The 10,652-nt window shown below is 50.5% G+C and carries 24 protein-coding genes; 23 read left to right on the top strand and 1 reads right to left on the bottom strand.

Annotation, left to right across the window (positions count from 1 at the left end; all coding sequences use genetic code 11):
• The 3 genes from GO007_RS28550 to bfr all read left to right on the top strand — a co-directional run.
• A partial coding sequence (locus tag GO007_RS28550) for an EF-Tu C-terminal domain-related protein (RefSeq protein WP_072859533.1) occupies nucleotides 1-170 on the top strand: 170 nt, incomplete at its 5' end.
• 180 nt (nucleotides 171-350) lie between these two features.
• Entirely contained in the window at nucleotides 351-545 is a 195-nt protein-coding gene (gene bfd / locus GO007_RS28545) for a bacterioferritin-associated ferredoxin (protein WP_071844856.1), read from the top strand.
• 73 nt (nucleotides 546-618) lie between these two features.
• Nucleotides 619-1,095: a bacterioferritin gene (bfr, locus tag GO007_RS28540; protein ID WP_041142971.1), complete on the top strand. Its 477-nt coding sequence runs from the start codon at nucleotides 619-621 to the stop codon at nucleotides 1,093-1,095.
• Here the strand turns inward: bfr and GO007_RS28535 are convergent.
• Nucleotides 1,072-1,551 carry a prepilin peptidase gene (locus tag GO007_RS28535; protein WP_095105717.1) on the bottom strand — a complete coding sequence of 160 codons (480 nt, stop codon included), beginning with the start codon at nucleotides 1,549-1,551 and terminating at the stop codon, nucleotides 1,072-1,074. The two genes, bfr and GO007_RS28535, sit on opposite strands and share 24 nt — an antisense overlap.
• Before the next feature lie 377 nt (nucleotides 1,552-1,928).
• Here GO007_RS28535 and rpsJ point away from each other — a divergent pair, with 377 nt between their 5' ends.
• From rpsJ to rpmD, 20 genes are all read left to right on the top strand, one after another.
• On the top strand, nucleotides 1,929-2,240 hold the full coding sequence (gene rpsJ / locus GO007_RS28530; protein WP_001181005.1) for a 30S ribosomal protein S10: 312 nt from the start codon (nucleotides 1,929-1,931) through the stop codon (nucleotides 2,238-2,240).
• A gap of 32 nt (nucleotides 2,241-2,272) precedes the next feature.
• Nucleotides 2,273-2,902 carry a 50S ribosomal protein L3 gene (rplC, locus tag GO007_RS28525; protein ID WP_004868374.1) on the top strand — a complete coding sequence of 210 codons (630 nt, stop codon included), beginning with the start codon at nucleotides 2,273-2,275 and terminating at the stop codon, nucleotides 2,900-2,902.
• Nucleotides 2,903-2,912: 10 nt separating this feature from the next.
• Entirely contained in the window at nucleotides 2,913-3,518 is a 606-nt protein-coding gene (rplD, locus tag GO007_RS28520; protein ID WP_015960716.1) for a 50S ribosomal protein L4, read from the top strand.
• The gene (rplW, locus tag GO007_RS28515; protein WP_004868363.1) at nucleotides 3,515-3,817 is read left to right on the top strand and encodes a 50S ribosomal protein L23; all 303 of its coding nucleotides are present in this window, start codon (nucleotides 3,515-3,517) and stop codon (nucleotides 3,815-3,817) included. Before rplD ends, rplW begins: the two co-directional genes overlap by 4 nt.
• Before the next feature lie 17 nt (nucleotides 3,818-3,834).
• The gene (gene rplB, locus GO007_RS28510) at nucleotides 3,835-4,656 is read left to right on the top strand and encodes a 50S ribosomal protein L2 (protein WP_041142969.1); all 822 of its coding nucleotides are present in this window, start codon (nucleotides 3,835-3,837) and stop codon (nucleotides 4,654-4,656) included.
• Nucleotides 4,657-4,672: 16 nt separating this feature from the next.
• Complete coding sequence (rpsS, locus tag GO007_RS28505; protein WP_001138115.1) at nucleotides 4,673-4,951, top strand: 30S ribosomal protein S19; 279 nt, start codon at nucleotides 4,673-4,675, stop codon at nucleotides 4,949-4,951.
• Between the two features lie 14 nt (nucleotides 4,952-4,965).
• Nucleotides 4,966-5,298, top strand: a complete 333-nt coding sequence (gene rplV, locus GO007_RS28500; protein ID WP_002919773.1) for a 50S ribosomal protein L22 — start codon at nucleotides 4,966-4,968, stop codon at nucleotides 5,296-5,298.
• Nucleotides 5,299-5,315: 17 nt separating this feature from the next.
• Entirely contained in the window at nucleotides 5,316-6,014 is a 699-nt protein-coding gene (rpsC, locus tag GO007_RS28495; protein ID WP_045854067.1) for a 30S ribosomal protein S3, read from the top strand.
• A 12-nt stretch (nucleotides 6,015-6,026) separates the two neighbouring features.
• The gene (gene rplP, locus GO007_RS28490; protein ID WP_002919759.1) at nucleotides 6,027-6,437 is read left to right on the top strand and encodes a 50S ribosomal protein L16; all 411 of its coding nucleotides are present in this window, start codon (nucleotides 6,027-6,029) and stop codon (nucleotides 6,435-6,437) included.
• A complete protein-coding gene (gene rpmC, locus GO007_RS28485; protein ID WP_002919754.1) occupies nucleotides 6,437-6,628 on the top strand; it encodes a 50S ribosomal protein L29 in 192 nt (63 codons plus the stop codon). Before rplP ends, rpmC begins: the two co-directional genes overlap by 1 nt.
• Nucleotides 6,628-6,882 (top strand): 30S ribosomal protein S17, encoded by a 255-nt coding sequence (gene rpsQ / locus GO007_RS28480; RefSeq protein ID WP_095105716.1) that lies wholly within the window; start codon nucleotides 6,628-6,630, stop codon nucleotides 6,880-6,882. The genes rpmC and rpsQ overlap by 1 nt, the downstream gene beginning before the upstream one ends.
• Before the next feature lie 160 nt (nucleotides 6,883-7,042).
• Complete coding sequence (rplN, locus tag GO007_RS28475) at nucleotides 7,043-7,414, top strand: 50S ribosomal protein L14 (protein ID WP_002919748.1); 372 nt, start codon at nucleotides 7,043-7,045, stop codon at nucleotides 7,412-7,414.
• A gap of 10 nt (nucleotides 7,415-7,424) precedes the next feature.
• Complete coding sequence (gene rplX, locus GO007_RS28470; protein ID WP_041142967.1) at nucleotides 7,425-7,739, top strand: 50S ribosomal protein L24; 315 nt, start codon at nucleotides 7,425-7,427, stop codon at nucleotides 7,737-7,739.
• A gap of 14 nt (nucleotides 7,740-7,753) precedes the next feature.
• A complete protein-coding gene (gene rplE, locus GO007_RS28465) occupies nucleotides 7,754-8,293 on the top strand; it encodes a 50S ribosomal protein L5 (RefSeq protein ID WP_041142966.1) in 540 nt (179 codons plus the stop codon).
• 14 nt (nucleotides 8,294-8,307) lie between these two features.
• Nucleotides 8,308-8,613 (top strand): 30S ribosomal protein S14, encoded by a 306-nt coding sequence (gene rpsN, locus GO007_RS28460; RefSeq protein WP_002919667.1) that lies wholly within the window; start codon nucleotides 8,308-8,310, stop codon nucleotides 8,611-8,613.
• 33 nt (nucleotides 8,614-8,646) lie between these two features.
• Nucleotides 8,647-9,039: a 30S ribosomal protein S8 gene (rpsH, locus tag GO007_RS28455; RefSeq protein WP_004106343.1), complete on the top strand. Its 393-nt coding sequence runs from the start codon at nucleotides 8,647-8,649 to the stop codon at nucleotides 9,037-9,039.
• 12 nt (nucleotides 9,040-9,051) lie between these two features.
• On the top strand, nucleotides 9,052-9,585 hold the full coding sequence (rplF, locus tag GO007_RS28450) for a 50S ribosomal protein L6 (protein ID WP_041142965.1): 534 nt from the start codon (nucleotides 9,052-9,054) through the stop codon (nucleotides 9,583-9,585).
• Between the two features lie 9 nt (nucleotides 9,586-9,594).
• Nucleotides 9,595-9,948 (top strand): 50S ribosomal protein L18, encoded by a 354-nt coding sequence (gene rplR / locus GO007_RS28445; protein ID WP_000358960.1) that lies wholly within the window; start codon nucleotides 9,595-9,597, stop codon nucleotides 9,946-9,948.
• A 14-nt stretch (nucleotides 9,949-9,962) separates the two neighbouring features.
• Nucleotides 9,963-10,466 carry a 30S ribosomal protein S5 gene (gene rpsE / locus GO007_RS28440; RefSeq protein ID WP_004106339.1) on the top strand — a complete coding sequence of 168 codons (504 nt, stop codon included), beginning with the start codon at nucleotides 9,963-9,965 and terminating at the stop codon, nucleotides 10,464-10,466.
• A 3-nt stretch (nucleotides 10,467-10,469) separates the two neighbouring features.
• Nucleotides 10,470-10,649, top strand: a complete 180-nt coding sequence (rpmD, locus tag GO007_RS28435) for a 50S ribosomal protein L30 (protein WP_001140434.1) — start codon at nucleotides 10,470-10,472, stop codon at nucleotides 10,647-10,649.
• Nucleotides 10,650-10,652: the final 3 nt, after the last annotated feature.

Here is a 10,652-nt window from a genome sequence, read left to right as displayed (position 1 = left end):
CTGGCACCATCGAACTGCCGGAAGGCGTAGAGATGGTAATGCCGGGCGACAACATCAAAATGGTTGTTACCCTGATCCACCCGATCGCGATGGACGACGGTCTGCGTTTCGCAATCCGTGAAGGCGGCCGTACTGTAGGTGCGGGCGTTGTTGCTAAAGTTCTGAGCTAATTCTTTAGTTCTGAATTAAAAAGGGCGCTTCGGCGCCCTTTTTGCTGCCTGTCATTTAGACCCGATAGGCCCGAGAGTGAGCAATATAAAAGTGCGTTATCAGATCTATTATATAGACAGCCTATTGTAATCATAACTATTCTCATTTACACTTTGAGCATAAATTGAACGGGAGTGAATATGTACGTTTGTTTGTGTAATGGTGTAAACGATAAAAAAATTCGTCAGGCCGTGCGTCAATTTCACCCTCAATCTTTTCAGCAGTTACGTAAGTTTATTCCCGTTGGAAATCAATGCGGTAAATGTGTCCGCGCCGCCCGCGAGATCATGGAAGATGAATTAACTCGCATGCCGGAATATAAAGAGATCGCCTGAGACCTCCGGCTTTTCTTTGACATCTATATAGTGCGAACTACGCTTCAATGAGTGGAAGCGGAGGGACTATATAATGAAAGGTGATGTCAAAGTCATAAGTTATCTCAATAAATTATTGGGAAATGAGCTTGTCGCAATAAATCAGTACTTTCTCCATGCCAGGATGTTCAAGAACTGGGGCCTGATGCGCCTCAACGACGTCGAATACCATGAATCCATTGATGAAATGAAACACGCCGATAAATATATCGAGCGTATTTTGTTTCTTGAAGGATTGCCCAATCTGCAGGATCTCGGCAAGCTGGGTATCGGTGAAGATGTCGAGGAGATGCTGCAATCCGATTTAAGGCTGGAGCTGGAAGGCGCCAAAGATTTGAGAGAGGCAATCGCCTATGCCGACAGCGTCCATGATTATGTCAGCCGCGATATGCTGATTGAAATCCTTGCCGATGAGGAAGGCCATATTGACTGGCTGGAAACCGAGCTGGACCTTATCGGTAAAATTGGCCTGCAGAATTATCTCCAGTCACAGATTAAAGTTGCTGACTGACAACGTTTGCCATCCACAGTAAAAACCCGCTGCAGCCAAAAAAGGGCCAAACGGCAGCGGGTTGTTCAGGACCTCCCGGCGATTCCAGATAACGATGCGCAGTAGCAGCGTGGCGCAGGCGATTAGCGTCGCCATGAACACCAGCTGCGGCAGCGACTGCCAGCCGTGCCAGGCACCAAGAGCCGCAAGAAATTTCACATCGCCATAGCCTAACCCCTCATACCCGCGAATCCCTCTGTAAAGCCAGTAGGCTAAAGCAAAAGCCAGATACCCCGCGATAGCACCCCAGACGGCATTTTCCAGACCGATCGGCATTCGACAAAGATAAAAAAGCAGGCCAACCCAGAGTAGGGGACAGGTTAAACGGTCGGGAAGCAGCCCATGTCGCAGGTCATGCCAGCAGAGCGCCAGAGAAAACCCGCAGTAGAAAAGCAGGAAGGGGAGAGTCATGTACATGGGATACCCCGACAGATGAGTCGTATGCGCCGATTTTGACCCGGCGAGGAGCGAGCGGCAAAGAACGATAGCTGGTTTTGCGCGCGGCAATCCGCTTAATTTGCTATTTTTCAGCCGGCAACACCGCTCTTCCCGGCAGCCTCGCAAATATAAATGACGATTTTCTACGCAGCCCTTGTGTTGGGTCCGAATTTGCGTATAATGCGCGGGCCTGTCAAAATTGGCAGGCCGGTTCGATATGAACCCTGATAGAGCTTTTAGCTATCAAACAATGTTCCCAATCGGGGAACTATGTAAGAACGGTTACACTCTCCCATCAATCGTAATGGGTATGAGGAGTAATCATTTCGTCTATAAATAATTGGAGCTCTGGTCTCATGCAGAACCAAAGAATCCGTATCCGTCTTAAAGCGTTTGATCATCGTCTGATCGATCAATCAACCGCGGAAATCGTCGAGACTGCTAAGCGCACTGGTGCGCAGGTCCGTGGTCCGATCCCGCTGCCGACCCGCAAAGAGCGCTTTACCGTTCTGATCTCTCCGCACGTCAACAAAGATGCGCGCGATCAGTACGAGATCCGCACTCACAAGCGTCTGGTTGACATCGTTGAGCCAACTGAGAAAACCGTTGATGCTCTGATGCGTCTGGATCTGGCTGCCGGTGTAGACGTGCAGATCAGCCTGGGTTAATCAGGTCATCGAGCGATTGAGAGGTTGAAACAATGATTGGTTTAGTCGGTAAAAAAGTGGGTATGACCCGCATCTTCACTGAAGATGGCGTATCTATCCCAGTAACCGTAATCGAAGTTGAAGCAAACCGTGTTGCACAGGTTAAAGACCTGGCTAACGATGGTTACCGCGCAATCCAGGTTACCACCGGTGCTAAAAAAGCTAACCGTGTAACCAAGCCGGAAGCTGGTCACTTCGCTAAAGCTGGCGTTGAAGCTGGCCGCGGCCTGTGGGAATTCCGTCTTGCCGACGGTGAAGAATTCACCGTAGGTCAGAGCATTAGCGTTGAACTGTTTGCTGACGTTAAAAAAGTTGACGTAACCGGTACCTCTAAAGGTAAAGGTTTTGCTGGTACCGTTAAGCGCTGGAACTTCCGTACCCAGGACGCTACTCACGGTAACTCCTTGTCTCACCGCGTTCCGGGTTCTATCGGTCAGAACCAGACTCCGGGCAAAGTGTTCAAAGGCAAGAAAATGGCAGGTCAGCTGGGTAACGAACGTGTCACCGTTCAGAGCCTGGACGTAGTACGTGTTGACGCTGAGCGCAACCTGCTGCTGGTTAAAGGTGCGGTCCCGGGTGCTACCGGTAGCGACCTGATCGTTAAACCAGCTGTGAAGGCGTGAGGAGATAGCAATGGAATTAGTATTGAAAGACGCGCAGAGCGCGCTGACTGTTTCCGAAACTACCTTCGGTCGTGATTTCAACGAAGCGCTGGTACACCAGGTTGTTGTTGCTTATGCAGCTGGTGCTCGTCAGGGTACTCGTGCTCAGAAGACTCGTGCTGAAGTAACTGGTTCAGGCAAAAAGCCGTGGCGCCAGAAAGGTACCGGCCGTGCGCGTTCAGGTTCTATCAAGAGCCCGATCTGGCGTTCCGGTGGCGTAACCTTCGCTGCTCGCCCGCAGGACCACAGTCAAAAAGTTAACAAAAAGATGTACCGCGGCGCGCTGAAAAGCATTCTGTCCGAACTGGTACGTCAGGATCGTCTGATCGTTGTCGAGACGTTCTCTGTAGAAGCGCCTAAAACTAAGCTGCTGGCACAGAAACTGAAAGACATGGCTCTGGAAGATGTGCTGATCATCACCGGTGAGCTGGACGAGAACCTGTTCCTTGCTGCGCGCAACCTGCACAAGGTTGACGTACGCGATGCAACTGGTATCGACCCGGTTAGCCTGATCGCCTTCGACAAAGTCGTAATGACTGCTGATGCTGTTAAGCAAGTTGAGGAGATGCTGGCATGATTCGTGAAGAACGTCTGCTGAAGGTGCTGCGTGCACCGCACGTTTCTGAAAAAGCGTCTGCTGCGATGGAAAAAACAAATACCATCGTTCTCAAAGTTGCTAAAGACGCGACTAAAGCAGAAATCAAAGCTGCTGTGCAGAAACTGTTTGAAGTCGAAGTCGAAGTCGTTAACACCCTGGTAGTTAAAGGGAAAGTTAAACGTCACGGACAGCGTATCGGTCGTCGTAGCGACTGGAAAAAAGCTTACGTCACCCTGAAGGAAGGCCAGAATCTGGACTTCGTTGGCGGCGCTGAGTAAGTCGGAGGAGTAATACAATGGCAGTTGTTAAATGTAAACCGACATCTCCGGGTCGTCGCCACGTTGTTAAAGTGGTTAACCCTGAGCTGCACAAGGGCAAACCTTTTGCTCCGTTGCTGGAAAAAAACAGCAAATCCGGTGGTCGTAACAACAATGGCCGTATCACCACCCGTCATATCGGTGGTGGCCACAAGCAGGCTTACCGTATTGTTGACTTCAAACGCAACAAAGATGGTATCCCGGCAGTTGTTGAGCGTCTTGAGTACGATCCGAACCGTTCCGCGAACATCGCGCTGGTTCTGTACAAAGATGGCGAGCGCCGTTACATCCTGGCCCCTAAAGGCCTGAAAGCTGGCGACCAGATTCAGTCTGGCGTTGATGCTGCAATCAAAGCAGGCAACACCCTGCCGATGCGCAATATCCCGGTTGGTTCTACCGTTCATAACGTAGAAATGAAACCAGGTAAAGGCGGTCAGCTGGCACGTTCCGCTGGTACTTACGTTCAGATCGTTGCTCGTGATGGTGCTTATGTCACACTGCGTCTGCGTTCTGGTGAAATGCGTAAAGTCGAAGCAGACTGCCGCGCTACTCTGGGCGAAGTTGGCAATGCTGAGCATATGCTGCGCGTTCTGGGTAAAGCAGGTGCTGCACGCTGGCGTGGTATTCGTCCTACCGTTCGCGGTACTGCGATGAACCCAGTCGACCACCCACATGGTGGTGGTGAAGGTCGTAACTTTGGTAAGCACCCGGTTTCCCCGTGGGGCCTGCAGACCAAAGGTAAGAAGACCCGCAGCAACAAGCGTACTGATAAATTCATCGTACGTCGCCGTAGCAAATAATTTTAGAGGATAAGCCATGCCACGTTCTCTCAAGAAAGGTCCTTTTATTGACCTGCACTTGCTGAAGAAGGTAGAGAAAGCGGTGGAAAGCGGAGACAAGAAGCCCCTGCGCACTTGGTCCCGTCGTTCAACGATCTTTCCTAACATGATCGGTTTGACCATCGCTGTCCATAATGGTCGTCAGCACGTTCCAGTTTTTGTTTCCGACGAAATGGTTGGTCACAAACTGGGTGAATTCGCACCGACTCGTACTTATCGCGGCCATGCTGCTGATAAAAAAGCGAAGAAGAAATAAGGTAGGAGGAAGAGATGGAAACTTTAGCTCAACATCGCCATGCTCGTTCTTCTGCTCAGAAGGTTCGCCTCGTAGCTGACCTGATTCGCGGTAAGAAAGTGTCGCAGGCCCTGGATATTCTGACCTACACCAACAAGAAAGCTGCTGTACTGGTCAAGAAGGTACTGGAATCTGCCATTGCTAACGCTGAACACAACGATGGCGCTGACATTGACGATCTGAAAGTTGCGAAAATTTTCGTAGACGAAGGCCCGAGCATGAAGCGCATTATGCCGCGTGCGAAAGGTCGTGCAGATCGCATCCTGAAGCGCACCAGCCACATCACTGTGGTTGTGTCCGATCGCTGAGACTCTGGAGACTAGCAATGGGTCAGAAAGTACATCCTAATGGTATTCGCCTGGGTATTGTCAAACCATGGAACTCTACCTGGTTCGCGAACACCAAAGAATTCGCTGACAACCTGGACAGCGATTTTAAAGTACGTCAGTTCCTGACTAAGGAACTGTCTAAAGCGTCCGTATCTCGTATCGTTATCGAGCGTCCGGCTAAGAGCATTCGTGTGACTATTCACACTGCTCGCCCGGGCATCGTCATCGGTAAGAAAGGCGAAGACGTAGAAAAACTGCGCAAGGTCGTAGCGGATATCGCTGGCGTTCCTGCACAGATCAATATCGCCGAAGTTCGTAAGCCAGAACTGGACGCTAAATTGGTTGCTGACAGCATCACTTCTCAGCTGGAACGTCGCGTTATGTTCCGTCGTGCTATGAAGCGTGCTGTACAGAACGCAATGCGTCTGGGCGCTAAAGGTATCAAAGTTGAAGTTAGCGGCCGTCTGGGCGGCGCGGAAATCGCACGTACCGAATGGTACCGTGAAGGTCGCGTACCGCTGCACACTCTGCGTGCTGACATCGACTACAACACCTCTGAAGCGCACACCACTTACGGTGTAATCGGCGTTAAGGTATGGATCTTCAAAGGCGAGATCCTGGGTGGTATGGCTGCTGTTGAACAACCGGAACCGGCTGCTCAACCTAAAAAGCAGCAGCGTAAAGGCCGTAAATAAGGAGCGTCGCTGATGTTACAACCAAAGCGTACAAAATTCCGTAAAGTGCACAAAGGCCGCAACCGTGGTCTGGCGCAGGGTACGGATGTTAGCTTCGGCACTTTCGGTCTGAAAGCTGTTGGCCGTGGTCGTCTGACTGCACGTCAGATCGAAGCAGCACGTCGTGCTATGACCCGTGCAGTTAAGCGTCAAGGTAAAATCTGGATCCGTGTTTTCCCGGACAAACCGATTACCGAGAAGCCGCTGGAAGTTCGTATGGGTAAAGGTAAAGGTAACGTGGAGTACTGGGTTGCCTTGATTCAGCCGGGTAAAGTCCTTTATGAAATGGACGGCGTACCGGAAGAGCTGGCCCGTGAAGCATTCGGCCTGGCAGCAGCGAAACTGCCGATCAAAACCACCTTTGTAACTAAGACGGTGATGTAATGAAAGCAAAAGAGCTGCGTGAAAAAAGCGTTGAAGAGCTGAACGCTGAGCTGCTGAACCTGCTGCGTGAGCAGTTCAACCTGCGTATGCAGGCTGCAAGTGGCCAGCTGCAACAGACTCATCTGCTGAAGCAAGTGCGTCGTGATGTTGCACGCGTTAAGACTTTACTGACTCAGAAGGCGGGTGCGTAATGACCGATAAAATCCGTACTCTGCAAGGTCGCGTAGTTAGCAACAAAATGGAGAAATCCATCGTTGTTGCTATCGAACGTGTGGTGAAACACCCGGTATACGGTAAGTTCATCAAGCGTACGACCAAACTGCACGTACATGACGAGAACAACGAATGCGGTATCGGTGACGTGGTCGAAATCCACGAATGCCGTCCGCTGTCCAAGACTAAGTCCTGGACGCTGGTTCGCGTCGTAGAGAAAGCAGTTCTTTAATAGAGCTGTATTCTCAACGAATAAACGGCTCAGCGATGAGCCGTTTATTTTTTCTACCCATATCCGATTTCCGGTGTTATAATGCCGCGCCCTCGATATGGGGATATTTAACGGCCCGATTTTGGGTCTCAGTAGTAGTTGACATTAGCGGAGCACTAAAATGATCCAAGAACAGACTATGCTGAACGTCGCCGACAACTCCGGTGCACGTCGCGTAATGTGTATCAAGGTTCTGGGTGGCTCGCACCGTCGCTACGCAGGCGTAGGCGACATCATCAAGATCACCATCAAGGAAGCAATTCCGCGTGGTAAGGTCAAAAAAGGTGATGTGCTGAAGGCGGTAGTGGTGCGCACCAAGAAGGGTGTTCGTCGCCCGGACGGTTCTGTCATTCGCTTCGATGGTAATGCATGCGTTATTCTCAACAATAACAGCGAGCAGCCCATCGGTACGCGTATTTTTGGGCCGGTAACTCGTGAGCTTCGTACCGAGAAGTTCATGAAAATTATCTCTCTGGCACCAGAAGTACTCTAAGGAGCGAATCATGGCAGCGAAAATCCGTCGTGATGACGAAGTTATCGTGTTAACCGGTAAAGATAAAGGTAAACGCGGTAAAGTTAAGAATGTCTTGTCTTCCGGCAAGCTCATTGTTGAAGGTATCAACCTGGTTAAGAAACATCAGAAGCCGGTTCCGGCCCTGAACCAACCAGGTGGCATCGTTGAAAAAGAAGCAGCAATTCAGGTTTCTAACGTTGCACTCTTCAATGCGGCAACCGGCAAGGCTGACCGTGTAGGCTTTAGATTCGAAGACGGCAAAAAAGTCCGTTTCTTCAAGTCTAACAGCGAAACTATCAAGTAATTTGGAGTAGTACGATGGCGAAACTGCATGATTACTACAAAGACGAAGTAGTTGGTAAACTCATGACTGAGTTTAACTACAATTCTGTCATGCAAGTCCCTCGGGTCGAGAAGATCACCCTGAACATGGGTGTTGGTGAAGCGATCGCTGACAAGAAACTGCTGGATAACGCAGCAGCGGATCTGACAGCAATCTCCGGTCAAAAGCCGTTGATCACCAAAGCACGCAAATCAGTTGCAGGCTTCAAAATCCGTCAGGGCTATCCGATCGGCTGTAAAGTAACCCTGCGTGGCGAACGCATGTGGGAGTTCTTTGAGCGCCTGATCACTATTGCTGTACCGCGTATCCGTGACTTCCGTGGCCTGTCCGCTAAGTCATTCGATGGTCGTGGTAACTACAGCATGGGTGTCCGTGAGCAGATCATCTTCCCAGAAATCGACTACGATAAAGTCGACCGCGTTCGTGGTTTGGATATTACCATTACCACTACTGCGAAATCTGATGAAGAAGGCCGCGCTCTTCTGGCTGCCTTTGACTTCCCGTTCCGCAAGTAAGGTAGGGTTACTTAATGGCTAAGCAATCAATGAAAGCACGCGAAGTAAAGCGCGTGGCTTTAGCTGATAAATTCTTCGCTAAACGCGCTGAACTGAAAGCTATCATCTCTGATGTGAACGCAACCGACGAAGATCGTTGGAATGCTGTTCTCAAGCTGCAGACTCTGCCGCGTGATTCCAGCCCGTCTCGTCAGCGTAATCGCTGCCGTCAAACAGGTCGTCCGCATGGTTTCCTGCGGAAGTTCGGGTTGAGCCGTATTAAGGTCCGTGAAGCCGCTATGCGCGGTGAAATCCCGGGTCTGAAAAAGGCTAGCTGGTAATTGTCACCAATTGAATCACGGGAGTAAAGACAGATGAGCATGCAAGATCCGATCGCGGATATGCTGACCCGTATCCGTAACGGTCAGGCCGCGAATAAAGCTGCGGTCACCATGCCTTCCTCCAAGCTGAAAGTGGCAATTGCCAACGTGCTGAAGGAAGAAGGCTTTATTGAAGATTTTAAAGTTGAAGGCGACATCAAGCCGGAACTGGAACTTACTCTTAAGTATTTCCAGGGTAAAGCTGTTGTAGAAAGCATTCAGCGTGTCAGCCGCCCAGGTCTGCGCATCTATAAACGTAAAGATGAGCTGCCGAAAGTTATGGCGGGTCTGGGTATCGCAGTTATTTCTACCTCTAAAGGTGTTATGACTGATCGTGCAGCGCGCCAAGCTGGTCTTGGTGGCGAAATTATCTGCTACGTAGCCTAATCGGAGGAAAAAATGTCTCGTGTTGCTAAAGCACCGGTCGTTGTTCCTGCCGGCGTTGATGTAAAAATCAACGGTCAGGTTATTACGATCAAAGGTAAGAATGGCGAGCTGACTCGTACTCTCAACGATGCTGTTGAAGTTAAACATGCAGATAATGCACTGACTTTCGGTCCGCGTGATGGTTTCGCAGACGGTTGGGCTCAGGCTGGTACCGCGCGTGCCCTGCTTAACTCAGTAGTTATCGGTGTTACCGAAGGCTTCACTAAAAAGCTTCAGCTGGTTGGTGTAGGCTATCGTGCAGCGGTTAAAGGGGATGTAGTAAACCTGGCTTTAGGTTTCTCTCATCCTGTTGAACATAAGCTGCCGGCGGGTATCACTGCAGAATGTCCGACTCAAACTGAAATCGTGCTGAAAGGCGCTGATAAGCAGGTAATCGGCCAGGTTGCAGCAGATCTGCGCGCCTACCGTCGTCCTGAGCCTTATAAAGGCAAGGGTGTTCGTTACGCCGACGAAGTCGTGCGTACCAAAGAGGCTAAGAAGAAGTAAGGTAACACTATGGATAAGAAATCTGCTCGTATCCGTCGTGCGACCCGCGCACGCCGCAAGCTCCAGGAGCTGGGTGCAACTCGCCTGGTGGTACATCGTACCCCGCGTCATATTTACGCACAGGTAATTGCACCGAACGGTTCTGAAGTTCTGGTAGCTGCTTCTACTGTAGAAAAAGCTATCGCTGAACAACTGAAGTACACCGGTAACAAAGACGCGGCTGCAGCTGTGGGTAAAGCTGTTGCTGAACGCGCTCTGGAAAAAGGCATCAAAGATGTTTCCTTTGACCGTTCCGGGTTCCAATATCATGGTCGTGTCCAGGCACTGGCAGATGCTGCCCGTGAAGCTGGCCTTCAGTTCTAAGGTAGAGGTGTAAGATGGCTCACATCGAAAAACAAGCTGGCGAACTGCAGGAAAAGCTGATCGCGGTTAACCGCGTATCTAAAACCGTTAAAGGTGGTCGTATTTTCTCCTTCACAGCTCTGACTGTAGTTGGTGACGGTAACGGTCGCGTAGGTTTTGGTTACGGTAAAGCGCGTGAAGTTCCAGCAGCGATCCAGAAAGCGATGGAAAAAGCCCGTCGCAATATGATTAACGTCGCGCTGAACCACGGCACCCTGCAGCACCCGGTTAAAGGTGTTCACACGGGTTCTCGTGTATTCATGCAGCCAGCTTCCGAAGGTACCGGTATCATCGCCGGTGGTGCAATGCGCGCCGTTCTGGAAGTTGCTGGAGTTCATAACGTTCTGGCCAAAGCATATGGTTCCACCAACCCGATTAACGTGGTTCGTGCAACTATTGATGGCCTGGAAAATATGAATTCTCCAGAAATGGTCGCTGCCAAGCGTGGTAAATCCGTTGAAGAAATTCTGGGGAAATAAACCATGGCAAAGACTATTAAAATTACTCAAACCCGCAGTGCAATCGGTCGTCTGCCGAAACACAAGGCAACGCTGCTTGGCCTGGGTCTGCGTCGTATTGGTCACACCGTAGAACGCGAGGATACTCCTGCTGTTCGTGGTATGGTCAACGCGGTTTCCTTTATGGTTAAAGTTGAGGAGTAAGAG

The sequence above is a fragment of the Klebsiella sp. 10-1 genome (assembly GCF_009758445.1).
Lineage (GTDB): Bacteria > Pseudomonadota > Gammaproteobacteria > Enterobacterales > Enterobacteriaceae > Klebsiella > Klebsiella scottii.
The sequence above is the reverse complement of the archived record's forward strand: the minus strand, read 5'-3'. Positions and strand labels throughout refer to the sequence as shown.